13 protein-coding genes are annotated in these 21,150 nt (G+C 26.8%); all 13 read right to left on the bottom strand.

The window, feature by feature from the left end; genetic code table 11:
* Positions 1 to 2: 2 nt before the first annotated feature.
* The 13 genes from KQI77_RS12535 to KQI77_RS12475 all read right to left on the bottom strand — a co-directional run bounded on the left by KQI77_RS12535 (position 3) and on the right by KQI77_RS12475 (position 21,109).
* The gene (locus tag KQI77_RS12535; RefSeq protein ID WP_216390776.1) at positions 3 to 2,564 is read right to left on the bottom strand and encodes a fibro-slime domain-containing protein; all 2,562 of its coding nucleotides are present in this window, start codon (positions 2,562 to 2,564) and stop codon (positions 3 to 5) included.
* 445 nt (positions 2,565 to 3,009) lie between these two features.
* Positions 3,010 to 4,152: a YecA family protein gene (locus tag KQI77_RS12530; RefSeq protein WP_216390775.1), complete on the bottom strand. Its 1,143-nt coding sequence runs from the start codon at positions 4,150 to 4,152 to the stop codon at positions 3,010 to 3,012.
* A 107-nt stretch (positions 4,153 to 4,259) separates the two neighbouring features.
* A complete protein-coding gene (locus tag KQI77_RS12525; RefSeq protein ID WP_216390774.1) occupies positions 4,260 to 6,947 on the bottom strand; it encodes a glycerophosphodiester phosphodiesterase family protein in 2,688 nt (895 codons plus the stop codon).
* A gap of 199 nt (positions 6,948 to 7,146) precedes the next feature.
* Positions 7,147 to 7,584, bottom strand: a complete 438-nt coding sequence (locus KQI77_RS12520) for an Rrf2 family transcriptional regulator (RefSeq protein WP_216390773.1) — start codon at positions 7,582 to 7,584, stop codon at positions 7,147 to 7,149.
* A gap of 276 nt (positions 7,585 to 7,860) precedes the next feature.
* Positions 7,861 to 9,477, bottom strand: a complete 1,617-nt coding sequence (locus tag KQI77_RS12515) for an aryl-sulfate sulfotransferase (protein ID WP_253289461.1) — start codon at positions 9,475 to 9,477, stop codon at positions 7,861 to 7,863.
* 96 nt (positions 9,478 to 9,573) lie between these two features.
* On the bottom strand, positions 9,574 to 11,010 hold the full coding sequence (locus KQI77_RS12510; RefSeq protein WP_216390772.1) for a ribonuclease E/G: 1,437 nt from the start codon (positions 11,008 to 11,010) through the stop codon (positions 9,574 to 9,576).
* 12 nt (positions 11,011 to 11,022) lie between these two features.
* Positions 11,023 to 11,724, bottom strand: coding sequence for a TIGR03936 family radical SAM-associated protein (locus tag KQI77_RS12505; RefSeq protein WP_216390801.1), 702 nt, complete (start codon positions 11,722 to 11,724; stop codon positions 11,023 to 11,025).
* Positions 11,699 to 13,567 carry a TIGR03960 family B12-binding radical SAM protein gene (locus KQI77_RS12500; protein WP_216390771.1) on the bottom strand — a complete coding sequence of 623 codons (1,869 nt, stop codon included), beginning with the start codon at positions 13,565 to 13,567 and terminating at the stop codon, positions 11,699 to 11,701. The genes KQI77_RS12505 and KQI77_RS12500 overlap by 26 nt, the downstream gene beginning before the upstream one ends.
* Positions 13,568 to 13,759: 192 nt before the next feature.
* Positions 13,760 to 15,913 carry a peptidase domain-containing ABC transporter gene (locus tag KQI77_RS12495; RefSeq protein ID WP_216390770.1) on the bottom strand — a complete coding sequence of 718 codons (2,154 nt, stop codon included), beginning with the start codon at positions 15,911 to 15,913 and terminating at the stop codon, positions 13,760 to 13,762.
* A 42-nt stretch (positions 15,914 to 15,955) separates the two neighbouring features.
* Positions 15,956 to 17,722, bottom strand: a complete 1,767-nt coding sequence (locus KQI77_RS12490; RefSeq protein WP_216390769.1) for a radical SAM protein — start codon at positions 17,720 to 17,722, stop codon at positions 15,956 to 15,958.
* A gap of 9 nt (positions 17,723 to 17,731) precedes the next feature.
* Positions 17,732 to 18,790 (bottom strand): radical SAM protein, encoded by a 1,059-nt coding sequence (locus KQI77_RS12485; protein ID WP_216390768.1) that lies wholly within the window; start codon positions 18,788 to 18,790, stop codon positions 17,732 to 17,734.
* Positions 18,791 to 18,822: 32 nt separating this feature from the next.
* Positions 18,823 to 19,899, bottom strand: a complete 1,077-nt coding sequence (locus KQI77_RS12480) for a radical SAM protein (protein ID WP_216390767.1) — start codon at positions 19,897 to 19,899, stop codon at positions 18,823 to 18,825.
* Positions 19,892 to 21,109 carry a radical SAM protein gene (locus tag KQI77_RS12475; protein ID WP_216390766.1) on the bottom strand — a complete coding sequence of 406 codons (1,218 nt, stop codon included), beginning with the start codon at positions 21,107 to 21,109 and terminating at the stop codon, positions 19,892 to 19,894. Before KQI77_RS12475 ends, KQI77_RS12480 begins: the two co-directional genes overlap by 8 nt.
* Positions 21,110 to 21,150 lie beyond the last annotated feature (41 nt).

Below are 21,150 nucleotides of genomic sequence, written 5' to 3'. Positions count from 1 at the left end.
ACCTAATTGTTTTTTAATGTATTAGTTTCTATATCTGTATCTCCTTCAGGTGTCTCATCATGTGTTTTATTTGTATACTTCAATGCATTTTTAAATTCAACTACTGGTGTTGTTTTTATCTTATATCCTAAATAAACTTTACTTACTTTTGCATTTTTCCTATCATATTTAACTTCAGTTTGTTCTGCTTTCGGTGTAACAGTTACATTTTTAAACTTATACTTCCATGACCATGAAGTATCTTCTATTACTTCATAATATCCTGCTGGTAAATCACTTATAACTCTTTGTTTAGTTAATCCATCATTCTTATCGAAGCTTATTACTTCATAGAATGTCTTTACATAATTACCGCTTAAATCATATTGGTTAATAGTAAACAAGAAACTTTGATTACAACTAGTTAAATCTTCGTATGTTTCATTGTTACTAAATTTATCATCTGATTTATAGTATTTATTGTCTATAGTTTTCTGTAATATTAGGTTGTATTTAGTAGTTCCATTTAAAAACATTACATTCTTACTACTACTATCTGCTGTTACAGTTCCTTCAGTATTATTACTTTCTGCAAGTTCATATCCTTCTGGTATATTTATTTCTTCTATTGTATAGCTTGTACCAACTGGAATTCCTGTAATACTTGCTGTTTCACCTGCTTTAATCTTTACTATTCCATCTTTTGCAGTCTTAGTCTTTCCACCCACTGTATATTTAACTGGATAAGCTGTATACTCACTTCCATTGTTATTTCCCCAAATATTTTTAAGCTTAACTTGGAAAGAGAAGACCACATCACCTGAACCATTAATATTATCTTCTGCATATTGTGAAAGTTTCTTATTAATATTTATTGATCCAGTATTTATTTTGTTTGTATATATTATCTTCTTAAATACATCCCTAGCATTATCTGTTGAGAATGTAAATTCTCCTGTATCTTTACCATCTATTGTTTTTATTACATTATCACCACTATATATAACTGCATTAGTTGTATATTTATCATTGTCCCCCTCACAAATTCTTAAAATATCATTTTTCTTAAACTCTGCTATAAATTCTGCTTGTTGCCCATCCTTTAATGTAAGCTTACCATTAGCATCTGTTATTAAATTATCAGAGTTTTCACTTCCACTCATAATATAATTTTTGTTAGCAACAGGCTTTAATTCACTACCTTCTTTCTTTTCTATAGTAAAATCAAAGTCATCATTTGAAGCTATATCTTTTACTTCGTTTACTAATGCACTATTAACATTTGATGTATCAACATTCTTCTCTAATGCTAATGTATCTGTGTTAATAAAGTTAAATTTAACCTTCATATTAGACTCAATCATACCACGTTCCATATAATACATTGTTATTTTATGTTCTTCAGTAGGATCAGTAAAATCTAATCCTAAATCTGATAAACTAACTTGTTTATTATAAGTAGCACCTTGATTTAAGTCATCATTTACATTAGTAATTACAGAATTTGCAATACTATATAGTTTGTTACTATTGAAATTAATACTACCTTTACTACCTTTATGTTGACCTCCAAGGTCTAGTACAAGCTTACCATCAACGAATACCCAAACATCGTCATCACCTTCAAAATCAAATACTACATCTTGACTATTGCCATTGTTATCTTTTACAACTCCACCTCTAGGAACTTTGAAGTTTATATCCATCTTTACCCCAAATCCAAAATTCAATAAACTTCTATCATCATTAGTTCCTTCTACTTCTCTATTATTAAATGGGAAGAAACCAATACCATCTGTTACTCCTTGAGCCTTTCCTTGTCCAGTCATTGCATATATAGCATTCCATACGCCATGTTTATCAGCATTACTTGAATATTTTAATTGTCCATTATCAAACCATATGTTATCTTTCCCACCATTACTGTTAAATTCATAATATTGAACACCATTATCTTCTGTTAATCTAAATGGCATTACTGATGTTACAGCAGTACCTATTGAACGACCATTTACCTTAGTTGATGTTAAATATTCTTCATTAAAATATGGTAATGCAACGCCATCTTTAGATATATTTCCATTAGTTAAGTTACTATCAACTAATCCTGCAACAGCTGCTGAATAATCATTTCTATTAGCTCTATTGGCTACCCACTTAAAATCATAAGTTGCTGAACCTGGTACTCCTTTTGTTAAGTCGGCACCTTTATTATCTTCATCATAATTGCAAAAATCCCCAAAATATAATGGAACACTCATATTATTATTCTTATAATAATCAGCAATATATTCATTAAACTCCTCAAATGCATAATGATCAAATTTATCATTCTCACAATTATTTATCTTTCCATCACTACTATATAATTCACTATCGCTTCTATAATCATAAAATGTTGCCGGAACAGTAAACATCTCTTTACCACTATCATCTTTAACTATTGTACTTTCACTATGTGCAACTACACCCCTTGGAATAAATTCTATAGCTAACATAGCAATAAGCATAACAGATAAAAATATACCAACATATAATTTGGCTCTGCTACATTCTTTTTTTATACCTTCAGATTTCTTGCCCATTCTAAATTCCCCTTTCAAAAATTAGTTATTATATAAATCCAAATATATTATTTCATAGAATATTTTCCCTTATTTATTTTATATAAATATATTAACATCATATTCATATTTTTTCAATAATTTCTTTACAATTTCTTACTGTAAACTTTTTTCTTTTTAAATCATTCTATAACTTCATTATGTTCTATCCCTTAATTATCCAACATTCTTACAAGTTTATTTCTAAAAATGTTTTCAAAAAAAAATATATTTCCTCTTCTTTTTCAATTCACATTTCCTTCACATTCGACTTAATTTTGTTTATTTTTTTTGAATTCTAATTTTATAGACTATTTTTAGAGAAATTTGATATTCACGTTAAATATTTTATTGTATAAATGTAAAAAAAAGAATCTATCCTTGTAGAAAAGAATAGATTGCTTTTTTATATGTTTTTTTATACTATTTAATTTTTACCACAACATTTTTTATATTTCTTGCCACTTCCACATGGACATGGTTCATTTCTACCTGGAGTCTTTTCTTTAACTATTGTTGTCTTTCTCATTCGATCCAATTCAATGCTAGTTAATCCTTTTAATATCCACATAGGTGTATTATTAATTACACCAGCAATAGCATTTACTAGTTCATCTTCCGATTCCCCTATCTCTATATTGTTATTTTGTAACATCTCAACTAATGACATAGCACCCATATCATTCTTAATATAATAAACTAATTTCTTAATTATATTACATATTCTATCGTCATCTACATTTTTAGCTTTAAGAAGTCTAGATACATCTGTAACTTTCTCTCTATATTCAAACGAATAATCTTTTCCTAAAGATACAAAATAATCAATATTATTAAAATCATAATTTATATTCTTTCTCACATGAATCTCACTTATAATATCTTCTGGTGCAAATGCATAAGGATGTATTAAATATCCTGCATCTGTAAAAACTTCATAACTTCTAAATATATAATCACAATAGAATTCCATATATCCTTCTTTTAATACCTTAGGCTTTACTTCATCTAATATTTTATATATATCACTACCAGATATAACACCATAATGAGCCATTAAACCATCTAAATAATAAGTACCCTCAGATACTTCTCTAATATATTCAATATATTCTTTATCTTGCAATATATTTTTTATAGCTGATTTTAATTCATTAGGCACTACAATATATTTATTATCTTTATCTTTTATCCTATACACTATTCCAAGCGATGCTAATGAGCCAATTACAGATAATTTTTCCAAGTCAAATTCAAATTTATTTTTTTCATATTTGATAATATCATCTAAAAATAATAATTCCTTATATGATAATCTCTTTAGTATTTTTTCTTTATTATTACATATTCCATCAACTAAAAAGTCTATAAGTTTGTCTTTTGTTAATTTTGAATATCCCTTTATTTCTAGTTGCTTACACATATCTATTATTATTTCTTTTTTTAATGTTGATACTAATTCTCTAATTGATGTGTAGTCTATATCTTCTTTTACCTTTATAAATTGTTCTTCAATGTATTCAAAATAACATCTTTCTATCTCTTTTTCATAATAATATCTATCTTTCATCAATTGTCTCCTTATCTTTATTGTATATACGTATTGAACTATAATTATAATATTTATTTTATTAAATTATTGCAATACTTTTTTAAAACAAGCTTATTAAATCTTTTTTAATTTTGATTATCATGAACATGAATAATAATAGGTTCACTATATATATAATAAAAATTATCTTCTTTTGCATCATGAGAATCATACTTCTTATCAAATTTAACTTTAGCTCTTATCATAACCCTTATATCACCTTTACTATATCCAGTTATAACATTTCCATCAATCAATATAGTATTCTTTTTCTGTATTGGAATTATATCATAATCAATATTTACACTCTCACCTAAATAATTAATTCCTTTAGCATCTATTTTCTTTTCTTCCCATACATTTATATCTATTTCTTTATCTGTAATTGGCACATATCTTATAAAATCCTTTGCCCAATTAGAATAATTAGTGGTCATTCCATATATACCCATTTTAAAATGTTTTTTAAAATCCGCATAGTTATTATATGTCCATGGCCATACAGTCATTCCTCTATGTTTTAATGCTTCTAATGTTTCTGAGTTCATACAACTAAAACTAGGATTAAATGTAGAACTTATAGCTTGAGTTGTAGTAAATATATAGTATAATGATTGCCCTATGTCAGTACTTGCAAGTATACGACTTAATATTCCAACTGAAGCCCACGGCATTAATTTATTAACTCTCTGTAGTTGAGTTTTATCAAAAGATATTAGAACAACTTGATCTTCCATTCCTTCTTCTTTTATCATTTGCTTTAATTTTATTATTATTTCTGGTCTTTCACTTTTAATTTCAATGAAATGAACTACGTCTTTATCTTTAAATTCCTCAAGATACTCCTTTAATGTAGGAATTTTTTCTTTAGGATATTGATCTATAAACTGCATATTAGCATTAAGCTTCCTAAGTTCTGCTAGTGTATAATTTTCTACATACCCAGTTCCATCAGTAGTTCTAGTTAATGTATCATCATGCATTATAACTATTTGATTATCTCTTGTTATATACACATCGCTTTCGATTATATCTGCACCATTTTCATATGCTAATCTAAAACTATCTAATGTATTTTCAGGAGCAATAGACGGAATTCCTCTATGACCTATTATAAATGGTGTTCTAACCAATGTATCTTCATCATAATTGTTATAACACTTTACTAATGTATTAAAATCACATGTTTTAATTCCATTTACTCCAATGCTAATAAGTTTATATATATCATCTTCTAATGTCGCATCATTTGTAGTATTCACCCATACAGTAGCTAATCTTTTTTGAAAATATGTAACTGTATCTTTATCTAATACTTCTTCATTAAAATATATAATTTTTGCATTACATTCATTTGCATTCATCAATATCTCTTTTCTTCTAGCTTGAGATAATTTTTGGCTGTCATTAATTTTAAGCATACCTCTTATAATAGGATACTCATCTCTAATATATTTAATTATATTAGAATCTTCAGACATTATTGTAACATCAGTTATTTTATTTTCCTGTAAATAATTTATAACAGCTTGTGCTGCCCCCATATCATTAATTGATAAAACTGGAATTATCTTATTTGATATAGCGTTAAAAAATTCATCTAATGTATATATTTCATTTCCATCTTCATCAACAACTTTACAATTATTATTTATATTAGCTAATATGTTAGCTGGAAGTAAGTCTTCTATCAATATTTCCATATCTTCTTTATGCTTAACTTCTATACAACTTGTTGGTGCAGTACTTATCTTATCTGTTATTTCTTGAACATCTACATATTTATCAGAATCTTTTTTAGATAATTTTTCTCCTTGATATATAACCTTTATATTATCTAATTTTATCTTTGCACCTTTACATTGAATTCCTATTCCACCTTTATTATAAACTTGTGCATTATTATAATTAATGATAAGTTCTCCATCAATATACTCTTGAATGCAATTATTATAAGCTTTTATTGTTATTTTATGCTTTTTATCATTATCAAGTTTCATATTATAAGAATCATAATCAATTATATTCCATTTATCTTTTGAACAAGAAGCAAATTCAATACCATTATTTAGCGACAAATCTTTCCTAACAGTCATTTGATAATATTGTTTTTTATAAAAATCCTTAACTCTAAACATAACTCCAAACCATTTAGAACCTTCATCAGCTTCCTCCATAGTCACATCAGCTGTTATAGAATAATTACTAAAATAACTTAAATAACTAGGAAGAGATATTCCTTTTGCCTCATTTAATCCCAAACTATTTAGTATAAATTCTCCATTAGATACATAAGCACTATATGTCATAGTATTTTTAAACTTACTCCACCCGTTTGGTAATAACCCCTCTTGCACTTCATCAAAATTTTCTTCATATATTACATAATTTTTTTCAGACAATTTTTTCGATAAAAATATTACTTCTACAAAACCTCCATCTTTTGTTGCCCTTAACTTATGTATGCCTTTCTTATTAATGCACAATTTATTATTATTTACAGTAATCCATCCATATGATTCAAAATCTATATCACAATCCTCTAAGGTAAATTCCTTTTCTTTTCCTTTTTGATCTTTCTCTATTATCTTAATAGATTTTAAAAATTTGTCTTTATTCATATATTCATCAACATTAACAGTAACACAATCATTTTTAGTCCTTAATGTAACTTTTTCATCATTATTTTGAAATATTTTAATACCAAAAAAAGCTCCAATAGTAAGTAATATTATAATTACTATAAATATAATTATTAATTTTAGTTTTTTCATCATTTCCACCTACTTATTCACATTATACTATACCACTGAAAGAATAAAATTAAAATAGAATGATACTAGGTAGTATGCTCTAACATTATTTATCTCTATATCTATCAACTACAAACAAAATATAATTTCCTAAAGAGTAAAAAAGTTACTAAGATAATGTTATCTTAGTAACTTCTACTTTAACATAATAATTATACAATTACTTTACTATTTTTAGTTTTTCTTTGTTCTTTTGAATACTAACCAAATCTTCAAGTGTATAGCTATCTATAACATTAGATATAGCTTCATCCATCTTTCTCCACACTTCTACTGTTGCACAAGTATCAAATCTACTACAATCATTGTCATCATACTTCAAACAATCAACAGGTGCTAAGCTTCCTTCTGTTAATCTTAAAATCATCCCAACTGTATAATCCTTAGGATCTTTGGCAAGTTTATATCCACCATTTGCCCCTCTAACGCTTCTAACATATCCCGCTCTACTTAGTACAGTTACAATTTGTTCCAAATATTTATCTGATATTCCTTGTCTCTTCGATATATCTTTTATTTTGATATATTCATCTGGATTTCCTTCTGCTAAATCTAGCATTAGTCTTAAAGCATATCTCCCCTTAGTTGATATCTTCATTCTACTCTCACCGCCTGTGTATATTATATAAAATGTATATATTAATTGGAATTTCAAGCAATATTATTATATTTTACTGTTTTCCTACTAAAATACTATGTTTAAGTTATACCTCAGTTCTTATATTATGTCAATATTTTTCTATTTTTATTAATATTTAAAATAAATGCTAGGTTTAAGCTACTTATCCACAGTTTTGAATTCTATAAACTTTCCTATACGTTAAAAAATATTTTATAATCTTTAAATTAAAGATTATAAAATATTTTTTCTAAACTAGCTAAACAGTATTCCTTTAAAATCATATTTATAAACTCTATATATAAAACGATCAGATAATTTCATACTATACTGTCTTAATAAATTACCATTATTATCATATTCTCCAAATATACCTTGCATTCCTGAATCAATTATTATATTACCTTCATATTCTTGTGCACTACTTACATATGGTGAAAATGGAACTGAAAATGACTCTACTAATGTATATGTTTTTTTATTTTCATCTACTAAATATTTATAATAATATGAATTAGAATCTTCAGTTATTGATGTAGCAATGCCCTCAATTTGAGTCCAATCATAACTTCTTGATTCACTAATTCCTAAATTATTATCAAACATATATAAATAATATTGATTTTCTGATAATTCATCAGATTCTTCATAAGTAACAGTATGTTGTCCACCTGTTCCCGAAAAATCTCCTTTACTTTCATCTTTTTTAAGAACTAGTTCTTCATATCCAGTTGTATTCCAGAAATTTTCTTCTCCAATTATATAATCAATCTTTGGCTCTGTAAATAAATTAGAGATTTTAATAATAGAGGATGTCTCTCTTGAACTTAATATTACTGTTTCATTTCCAATCCACTGTAATGTATTTATATGCATCCAATCTAAATCATCTGTATCTGAATCTGTAAATTTTTCTTTGTATTCTCCAAATACCTCAGCTAAATCAAAAACATCTATTATTTCTTCTGTATCCTTATCTATACGAATAATTCTATCTTCTACAGTATCGCTTTCAGTATCTGTTGCTAATACCACAATATTGCCATCATCATCAAATGAATAATCATGATGTAATTTATATTTTCCTGTATCATAGACTTTTTGTACCTTTCCTAGACCATCAACAGCTGCAATCTTTGTAGTGGAAATACTATAATACATCATGTTATCTTGAAACAGAATTCTATGACTACGATACCCTATAATAGGTATCTCACCTCTTAAGACACCATTATTGTCATAGTAGTACATAAAATCTAAATCATCACTGTCATTTCCCAAAATAACATATAATCCATCACTTAATTCTTCTTCACAATTTTTCTGAACCTCTGTCACCGAAAGTTTAGTTTCTTCATCACCAAGTGTTGACCCAGGATTATAATTATAAGTGCTAATTTTTTTGCTTCCGTCTTTGTACTTGATTGTAAATGTTACTTTATTGGTACAATTAGGTACAAGTCCAATAACTTGAAATTCATGTTCATTTGTAGCAGTATCTTCACCTGTTGGTATAGCTTCAAAATCTGCTATATCCTCATCCTCTACAGATACTTTATAAGATATCATTGCAGCTACATCTGTTTTGAAATACACATAAAGTGATAAAGTATTAGTTCCATATGGATTAGAAACAATGAACATATTTTCTTCATCGAAATCTCCTATACTTTTTTCTTTATCTAACTTGTTACTAACTGTTTGTTGATATTCTTCTGTATAAATTTCCTTTATTCTTGCACGTTCTTCTTTTATGTTAATTGTCTCTTCTAGCTTAGTATCCTTTTTTAATTTACTATAACAAATTGTTCCTAATATAGCTGTAATTAATCCTATAAATAATATTACTATAAGTACCCTTTTTCGTTTCAATTTATATCACATCCTCTATATTTCTATCACAATAATGTTTATTGTACATATAATATAAAACGAACCTTAAAGGTAGCTTAATAAATTAAAATAGAATTATAAAATTATTTTGTACTTTTCTATATTTTTCTGTTGGTTTTGAAATATAAGAGGCTCCACTCTATACCCATCTACACCTCTTATATAATTGATGTATATTTCTTTATCTAAAGCATCTATATTCTGAAGAAATAATACTATATCACCTTTAACTCTTTCCTCATAACACTCTTCTAGCTCTATAAGGAATTTATTAATACCATTTTGACTAGAATATTTTTTTATCTCATTACAAATAAGTTCTTCTATATAAGATAATTTAAGAAGTCTACTATTGCCTTTACATAATGGACATTCTTCTTCCATATACTCATATATACTCTTACCTCTTCTTTTTCTAGATATCTGAACTAAATTTAAATCAGTAAATGGAAATATCATTATATTCCCAATATCATCTTGTAATGATTCTTTTAATTCACGCATTATTTGCGCTTTATGTGCTTTTTCTCTTGGATCTATGAAATCTATAACAATTATTCCACTAAGATTACGCAATAATATCTGTTTTCCTATTTCTCTTGCTGCTTCTAAATTAGTTTCTAAAATAGTTTTTTCAAAATTACGTTCCTTTATATTTCTTCCACTATTTACATCTATTACATACATCGCTTCAGTTTTTTCAATTATAATTGACCCACCACAAGGAAGAACTACCTTATTATGTCTTAGTTTAATTAATTCTCTATCAATATCATAATTATCAAATATACCTATTTCTTCATCAAATAATACTATCTTTACATTATCTTGATTCTTAAGATATGCTCTTGCAAATTCATAATCCTCTTCAGTATCAACAATAACTCTTGTAGGCTCTAAATCTATCTTATCTCTTAAGACCTTACTTAATGCAAGATTATCTCCATATACCTTTCCTATCTTACCAGAATATTTTTCTTTTCTCTTAATTTCTAAATATTCCTCTTCAAGAATCTTTCTTTCATACAACAATTCATCTATACTTACATCTGATGCATTAGTTCTTACTATAAGCTTAGCACCATCTATTTCACCTAATTCTGCAGATATTATCTCTTTTTTTACTTCATCTTTGAATCTTTTAGAGAATTCTATTCCTTGCCCTTTGCTTTCTAATATTAAATTTTTTGATGGAAGAGCATAATTTGTAGTAGCCTTAGCACCTTTTTCTCCTAAGGGTTCTTTGACTATTTCTGCTATTACTTCATCGCCTTTTTTTATATTCTGTTTCTTTAGTTCATTGCTATAATATAGATATACATCTTTGTCTGAACCTATATCTACAAACACAGAATTAGTAGCTCCTACTATATTTCTTATTCTTCCTTTATATATCTCTCCAGCTATAGGGCCATTTTTTTCTTCTTCAACTATTATCTCTTGAAGCTTTCCTTTATGTCTAATTGCTATTCTAAGTATCTCTGAACTTCTCTCAACTATTATTTCCCTCATTTAAGAATACACCTACTTTATCTCATATAATGGTAATAATTTATCCTCTTTATAAAAATACATTTCTTCTCTTCTTATATCTACAAAAGCTTTATTATTTACATTAGTAGTTTTTTCTTTTATATATCTAACAACTACATCTGCTGATAAATGTTCCTTACTTCCAGATCTTAATTGAGTGTTAATTACCAAATTATTGTCTTTAATCCAATACTTAAAATCAAATATTAAAGGTCTAATATTTAATTCTCTTTCACCTTTCTTACTCTTCTTTATAGTAGTCCAATCAGGGTTATTTAATAATTCCTCCATCTGATCTTCTAGATTATCTACATTTTCATATTTTATCATAATTGTATATCTGCAAGCATCTATCAATGCCATAGATTGTGGTAATCTTCTCTCATTCTCTATTATATAGAATTTCTTTGCTAACAAGAATTTGATTCCTGATGCTGTCTTAGCATTTAACTTATCTATTACTTCTTGTTCATTAATATCCTCTTCTAAAATCAAATCCATATATTCTCCTGAAGAGTATACCCCTACTGATAGAGGTTGTGCTATAGACATTTCTATATGTGGATTAAATCCCTTTGAATATTCAACAGGAAGATCTGTTCTTCTTATTACTTTTTGTATTGTTCTCATCAAATCAAGATGTGCTATGAATTTGATATTACTTTCTTTAGTGAATTTGATTAAGTATCGCACCTTCAAAACATTTTGCCTCCTTAAAGTTAACGTTTATGCCGCATCCTGTACATCCCTTACGACAATTTTGTGTTAATTCTGCCCTTTTAGCTTTTTCATTTTCATTCTGAAGATACTTTCTATTAACTCCTATATCTATAAAGTCCCATGGAAGTATCTCATCATAATCTCTTTCTCTATATGCATAGAAATCTCCTGAAACATTACATTCTTCTAACGCTTCTCTCCATATATCAAAATCAAAATATTCTGACCATCCGTCAAATTTTGCGCCTTTTTCAAAAGCTTTTATTAACACATCACATAATTTTCTATCTCCTCTTGCAAAAACAGCTTCCATATATGAGGTTTTTTGTTCATGATAGTTATATATAATACTTCTTGAATGAATCGATTCTTTTACTGCATTTATCTTATCATCAACTTCATCTATTCTAGTCATCTTCGCCCATTGGAATGGTGTAAATGGTTTTGGAACTAATATAGAAGTACTAACTGTAATCTTTAATCCTTTTTTACGTATATTTTTAGGTGTTTCAAAATATTGATCTTGAATCTTATGTGCTAATTCACCTATAGCACTACAATCAGATAATTCTTCATATGGAAGTCCTATAATAAAGTATAATTTAATTGTACTCCATCCTGCTTCAAATGCACTTTTAGCTGCTTCTAATATTCTTTCTTCTGTTAATCCTTTATTAATTATATCTCTCATTCTTTGAGATCCTGCTTCTGGTGCAAATGTTAATCCAGTTTTCTTTACTTTCTGAATTTCCTTAATTAAATCTACTGAAAAAGCATCTACTCTTATTGATGGCAAAGCTACAGCTACTTTATTTGCACTATGCTCTTCCATAAGATCCTTAATAAGGCCTTGTATATCAGAATAATCACATGTACTTAATGATGATAATGATATTTCTTGATATCCTGAATTATTTATCATTTCTCTAGCTTGCTTAACAAGAGTTTCTCTTGACTTTTCTCTAACTGGTCTATATATCATTCCTGCTTGACAGAATCTACATCCATTAGTACATCCTCTAAATGTTTCTAATACAACTCTATCATGTACTATATCAGTATAAGGAACTATAATATCAGTTGGAAAATCAACTTGATCAAAATTCTCTATTATTCTCTTTCTTACCTTTTGAGGTACATCATCATATTTGGGTTTAAATTCCTTAATAGTACCATCATCATTATAAGAAACATCATATAATGATGGAACATATATACCTCTTATATGTGATATTTCTCTAAGGTATGCTTCTTTATTCCATTTGCCACTTTTTTTATGTTTAATATAAACATCGATGACATCATTCATCATCTCTTCTCCTTCACCTAATTGAAAGAAGTCTATAACTCCATATAAAGGTTCTGGATTATATGCACAAGGGCCTCCTGCCATAATTATAGGATCGTCATTTCCTCTATCCTTAGCTCTTATTTTGATTCCTGACATATCTAACATGTTCAATATATTTGTATAACTCATCTCATATTGTAATGTAAATCCTATCATATCAAACTCATTAAGGGGAGTCTTAGTTTCTAATGAATATAATGATATATTATTATCTCTAAGTTCTTTTTCCATATCAGGCCATGGTGCAAACACTCTCTCGCAATACGCATCATCTCTCTGATTAATCGTATGATATAAAATTCTAGTTCCTAAATGTGACATTCCTACTTCATATACATCTGGGAAACAAAAAGCATATCTAACGTCAACTGAACCCATGTCCTTGATTACTTCATTAAGCTCTCCACCTATATACCTAGAAGGTTTCTCTACTCTACACAAAATATCATCTGTTATTTTATTCATAAAAATCTGCTACCTAAACATAGATAAATTCACATTACATATAATAATGTGAAATGTCTACTATCTAAGTAATCTCCCTTCATAATTTTATTTCTAATATTTCATCATTACATTTTATCATATCAAATAAATTATGTCAGTAAAAAATACATTTAAAATAGAATGATATTATTTCTTTAAAACGTTATTATTTTATGAAAATTGCTTATTCCACATATAGCAATATTCACCTTTATTATTTAATAACTCTTCATGAGATCCTTCTTCTATAATTTGTCCATCTTCAATTACAAAGATTCTGTCACAATTTTTTATTGTACTTAATCTATGTGCTATTATTATTGTTGTTATACCATTAGTACATTCATTAATAGTTTTTTCTAAAGCCTTCTCTGTTATAGAATCTAAATTTGATGTAGCCTCATCCATAATCAATATATCAGGTTTTTTCAACAAAGCTCTTGCAATAGCTAGTCTTTGTCTTTGTCCCCCTGATAAGTTCATAGCTTTTTCTGATAAAACATTATCATATTTTTTTGGAAGACTCATAATATAATCATGAATAAATACCTTCTTGCATATATTTACCATATCTTCTTCACTAGCATCATTATTTCCTATTAATAAATTTTCTCTAATTGTTCCAGAGAAAAAATAAGATTCTTGAGATATATATGCAATTCGATTTCGTAATTGTCTTGGTGAAATATCCACTAAATCATTAGAATTTATTGTAATTTTACCTTTTTCAATTTCATAAAATTTCATAAGAATTTTTACTATGGTAGTTTTTCCAGAACCACTTTCCCCAACTAGTGCTATTCTTTCTTTATTCTTTATATGTAAATTGAAATCTTGTAAAATAATTCTTCTAAATCCATATCTAAATGTAATATTTTCAAAAATAATATCTCCTGCCAAAGACAAACTCTTCCTATCATTTTTATAACTTTCAATTTGTAAATCTAATATTTGCCCTAATCTATCAGCAGCTACCATTGCACTTTGTATCTGAGATTGCAAATTAATTACTCTTTCTATAGGCTCAATAAAATATGCCAATAAAGCATTAAAACTAATAAATGTTCCTACTGTTACCTGACCTTTAAGAGTTAAATATGCTCCTAACCATAGTATACAAATTCCAAATACAACTTTTGTTATTCCCTTTAAGGATTCTAGAATGTTTAGAATAAAACCATTTTTAAACAAAGACTCCATATAGTAATTAAATCTTTTTTTAAATTTTCTTACATTATATTCTTCTGAATTATAGGATTTAATAACTTCAACTCCTTCAATGGATTCCACTAAATAAGAAGTTACTTTTGAATTATTTTCCATAACATCTCTATTGCTTTCTTCTATTTTAGATTTGAATTTAACAACTAGGAACAAATAAATTACTATCGGTATAAAACAAACAAAGAACATTATTCCGCTCAACCTATATAATATTATTCCTCCTACAACAGCCATAAGAGTATCAAGAAATACAGTTACAGCAGTTGAACTTATTGCATCTCTTATTTTTACACCATCATTAAACCTTGAAATTATGCTTCCTACATCTCTTGATTCAAAGAATTCCATAGGTAATTTTAATATATGGCTATAATATCCTAATAATAATTGAACATCTATATTCTTGGAAATAAATAATAGTAGTATATTACGTAATAATTCAATAATTGTCTTTAGCGATACAATACATATCATAGTTATAGAAACAAATTTTAACTTATTATATAAATTATTAGGTATAACATTATCTATTAATATCTTATAATAAAAACTCCCTAAAATACCCAGTATAGCTATAAATAAAGATGCAAAAAAAATTGATATAATTAATTTCTTCTGCATACTTATCAGCTTTACAAATCTTATATACGGATTTTTATATTCATTCTCTTTAAATTCACTTGGAGGAATTAAAAATATTAGTTTACCACTCCATATTTTTAAGAATTCCTCTATGCTATAAGTAATAATACCTCTGCCAGTATCAGCAACTATAACTTTACTATCTGTTACTTCATACAAAACAACATAATGCCTTACTCCATCACCATATATAACATGTGCTATAGCGGGCTTTGGAAAATTACTTTTTAATGCTTTTATCCCTTTTCCATTAACCCCCTTTGCAGAAAAGCCTAACTTTTGCGCTGCTTTAATTAAGCCTAACATAGTTGTACCGTTAATATCTGTTTTGCATATTTCTCTTAGTCTTGTTATAGATATTTTATACTTATAATACTTCAAGACTGTTGCTAAACATGCTGGCCCACAATCATTATCATCCATTTGTTTAACATATGGATATTTTTTAGATAATTTCATTATTCTTCACCTTTAAATTAATTTGTATTTGTAGTAAAAAAACTAACTAAACATAATAATGTTAGAAATTTCCTCACAAAAATATTTAATTGGAACTTTTATTACATTATCATTTTTTATATCTATTAATTCTATATTTCCATCTCTCATATCATTTATAAATAAATACTGATAGTAATATTTATTTTTATTAACATATGCTATTGCTGGATATGTAATATTAGAATATTCATCTACATTATTAATTTTTATTACATGTAAATTTTCATCATATTTTTTCACATAGTCAACTAAGTCATTAGCTCTAAATCCATATGATGTTCTTTTGGCATTATTCATTAATTCCTTATAAGTAACATATATATTCCTGCTTTTTAAATACTTATGAATAACCCATAAGCTTGTGTCGTCTCTAGTGCTATCAACTTTAAACTTTCTCAAATAATTATACGCTTCAATATTATCATGCTTTAGTTTTTCAACAAAGTATACTGCAATTTCAATTAATCTTAACTTAAGTTCACATATTTTTTTATTAGGTTCATATATATTTTTATTACTTAAATATGCTTTTACTAAACATTCTCCTCCACAAATGTATGCTCCCCAACACTTTCTACAAGATACACTTTCATTAACATTTGCTTTTTTAAATTTTAATTGTTTTTCCTCATCAATTCCTTCTTGTATGCTACCTATTTTGAAATATTCATCACCATTTGCTACACTACATGAATATATATCTCCATTATCATCAACACATATTGTTCCTTTTCCTGCTCCACATCTCTGATTTCTTATAACTCCCCTATTTAAACATCTATAAATATATTTTCCAAATGTATCTGCACCTCTTAATAATTTCAATACATACTCATAATCAGAATTATTAATTTTCATAAACAATCTATCTACTAATTTTTCATAATGATATATTACGTTATCTATGTCTATCTTATAAAAAGATATGTTTGAATCTAGATCATAATTTCTAACAAATTGCATGCTTATAGAATCTGCTTTAGGAAATTCATTATACAAATGATCATACACTTCATCAACATCTTCATTTATGTGTGTTATTGTAACAGCAATACCAAAAGGTCTATTTAATAATTTTGCACCTTTTACTATACTACTATAAGCATCACGTCCATCTTGAAGAAGTCTATTAGCAGATTGTCTTGCATTACCATCTAAACTTATTCCTATTAGAATATTAGACTCATTATTAAAATAATTAACCATTTCATCATTTAATAATGTAGCATTAGTTGGAAATGTTATTTTTATTTCTTTTCCCGTTTCATTACTTTTCTCTTCACAATATTCTTCTAATTTCTTTATAAAATCAAATTTCAATAATGGTTCTCCTGAACCTGATATATCTACTTGATACTTTATACCTTTTCTTCCATAATCATCAACTAAAAAATCTATAGCTTTCTGGGCAGTTTTAATATCTATGCCTTCTTTAGGTAAATATTTTTCTCCTTCTTTTGCGAAACAATATTTACATGACAAATTACAATTTCTTGATGGATGCATACATAAAATATATACTGAATAATCCTTTGGAGGTGTATCCATTTTGATATTACTTTTAGAAATATAATTCATTATTATTTTATTAAATTTATCATATTCAGCACTAGCATTTCTTTTTATTATTTCTAATATTTCATCAACTGATAATTGATATATTCCTTCTTTTAATTTTTCATCTTTATTGATCAATATACTATTATTAATTTCTTTAATATATAAAATTTTATTATCTCTTCTCTCCAAAACATTAACAGTAAACATATTTTCCTCCTAATTTTTATTTCTTCTATAAAAAATTAAAGGACAAAATGGATCTGCTATTTTATAATCTTTATTAATTGCATAAGAAATACATTTTGCTCCTCCATTACAATTATTTCTAAATCTACATTGTTCGCATTCTTTGCATACTTCTTTTTTTCTTAAATCATTCATAATTTCACTATTAAAATAAACATCGCTTAAATTTTCTTTTAACACATTGCCACATTTTATTGGCATTCTTCTACATGGAAGAATATTACCATATTCATCTATTGTAAGTGCTGTATCACCTGCACTACAACCATATATATCTTTTTTAGTCACAATAAATTGTAAAGCCCTCTTTATAAATATTTCTGTATTAGAATTTTCAGCAAGAGCTTTGTCTTGTTCTTCCTTCATAATCTTAAATAATTCTAAACACTCTGGTGCACTTAGACATTGCTCTTTCAGCATACTTCCATTACCTATGGGTACAATCCTATCTGACCATAGCCTTGAGACATCATGTTCTTTACAAGCCTTAGCAACATCTGGGAACTTCTTGTAATTTAATTTACTAGCTGTAAATGAAACAGTAGTTCTTATATTGTTTTTTCTTAATTTATCTACAGCTTCAAATGTCTGATCATAGTTTCCTTGACCTCTTATATAATCATGAATTTCCTTGTCACCATCAATACTAACTTGAACATTACTAACACCTAACTCTTTTAACAATTTTGCATTTTCATCTGTTATATAACTTCCATTTGTTAATACTCCAAAAGAAAAGTATCTTCTATTTTCATAAAACATTTCTAAAATATCGAAAAAATCTTTTCTAACAAAAGGTTCTCCTCCAGTTACATTAATATGCCCCATACAATTAATATTCTTTACTTTATTATACTTATCTAGCAATTCTACATATTGATTTATTATATTTCTTATACTATCCAATGTTAAAGGCTCATCAACATATTCATTATGATAACAGTGCTTACACTTTTGATTACAGCGTCCTGTCACATGTAATTGCATCAATAACTGTGACTTTAAACTAGTTATTACAGTTTTATTCATATTTATCCTCCATAACTTTATATAGCTTATTCTTATTGTAAATTTCTAATATTATTATTTCTTTTATAATATATTAATGGACAAAACGGTTCTGCTTTGTTAAAATCATTATTTATTGCATAAGAAATGCACTTAGCACCACCATTACATGTCTTCTGAAATCTACACTTTGAACACTCGCTCGAAACTTTTCTTGTTCTTAATTCATTCATTATTTCACTATTGAAATATAAATTAGATAAATTATCTTTTAATACATTTCCACATTTTATTGGCATTCTTCTACATGGCAATAAGTTCCCAAATTCATCTATAGTTATTAAGGAATCCCCTGCTACGCATCTATGAGGGATTTGTTTTGTAACAATAAACTGAAGTGCCCTATCAATAGAGATGTATGTTAATGATTTTCTTTTTCTAAAATCATCTTGAACTTTTTTCATAATTTTAAAATATTCTAATGTTTCCGTTGGTGATAAACACTGATCATACATTTTCTTTCCGTTGCCTATAGGTACTAATCTATCTGACCACAATATATTAACTCTATGTTTTTCACAACATCTAGCCACTTCTTCAAATTCCATATAATTAAACTTATTAGCTGTAAATGAAACTATAGTAGGAATTTTATACTTAACTAAAATATCAATTGCTTTAAATGTTTGATTAAAATTTCCTTCTCCTCTAATAAAATCATGTGTTTTCATACTACCATCAATACTAACTTGAACATCATTAACTCCATATGATATTAATTTCTTAGCTACTTCTTCTGTAATAAAACTGCCATTTGTCAAAATTGAAAATTTAAAATATTCTCTATTGTCGCAAAATATTTTTAGTATATCCATAAAATCATTTCTAATAAAAGGTTCCCCACCTGTTACACTTATATGTCCTATTTCTTTAATTTTTTTATTGTCATTATACTTAGAAATTAATTCTTTATATTGTTCAATAATTAATCTAATATCTTCTAATTTCATAGGTTCATTTAAATATTCATTATGATAACAATGTTTGCATTTTTGATTACATCTTCCAGTTATGTGTAATTGTAACGCAATTCCAGATGTATTCTCATTACATGTAACTATTTTATTCATTTGGTGCCTCCATCTTTAATTTACTAACATAGCAAAATTCATTTCCCTTAAATAGTTTCTTGTATATTCTATAATTTACAGCAGCACACGGAGTGCATTTCTTATTATATTCACAACTTAAACACGGTTCTTTTGGATTTGCAAAACTTCTTCTTAACTTATATAAGAAACTTGAATTTTTCCAATAATCTTTTATACTATCAAACTCTTCCTCATGCTCAATATGCCTACATGCTGTAAATCTTCCATTTACAGATATAGAAAAATTAGTCTTTCCAGCTAAGCAGCTACTTCTAATTATCTTATCTCCATAAACATAAAACCTTAATGAACTATAACAATTTTCTATTGAAAGCTCTAAACTATCATCTTTAAACGTTTTTATATAATCTCCTAACGCTTTAAAATTATCAATTGTAGGTTTAGTTTTCATTTCGTCATTTGAATCAGGTTTGGCACTTAATATACATATCCCCTTAGCTCTATAATATTTAGCCAGTCTAACCATATTATGAAAATCCTTTATATTATCATTATGCGCAACCCAATTTATAAAATATCCATGAAAATTACTGTTTTTTAATATCTTTAATGCATTAATGGCATATCCATATCCATCTCTGCTCTTAGAATTTATTTCTTCTGTAGATCCATTAAGTGATACAAATATATATTCAATTCCATTATCAATCAATTCACTTAATAATTCTTTTGAAAAGTTCCACCCACTTATAGCAATTGAAGGTTTTACCTCATTTTCCTTACAACAAGCAATTATCTCTTTTAAATAGGGATATGCTAAAGTTTCTCCTCCACTTAAATTAACATAATTAATTCCCAATTTTCCTGCTTCAATAATATACTTTTTTGCAATTTCTAAGTCTATATTTTTACCACAATCAAGATAACAATAACATTGTGGACATCTTAAGGGACATTTAGTAGTTAATTCAATATTAAAAGTATTAGGTATTGGTAACGAATATTCTATACAATCAAGTGACAATTTCATTGCTTTAATTAACTTACTTTTATCTCTAAAAATTTCATCTTGTATATTTACATTTATTTTTTTTAACTCTTCTATATAAGGACTATAAAATCCCTTACTAATATAATTTAAAACATCCTTATAATTTTCTTTTTTAATAACAAATCTATTATTTTTTTTATCTGTATAATGTATGAAATTGTTATATACTTCAATCATAAAATACCTCTTTAACACTTCCTAAAAAAATACTATTACTA

Source organism: Clostridium sp. MSJ-8 (assembly GCF_018918325.1).
Lineage (GTDB): Bacteria > Bacillota > Clostridia > Clostridiales > Clostridiaceae > Clostridium.
The sequence above is the reverse complement of the archived record's forward strand: the minus strand, read 5'-3'. Positions and strand labels throughout refer to the sequence as shown.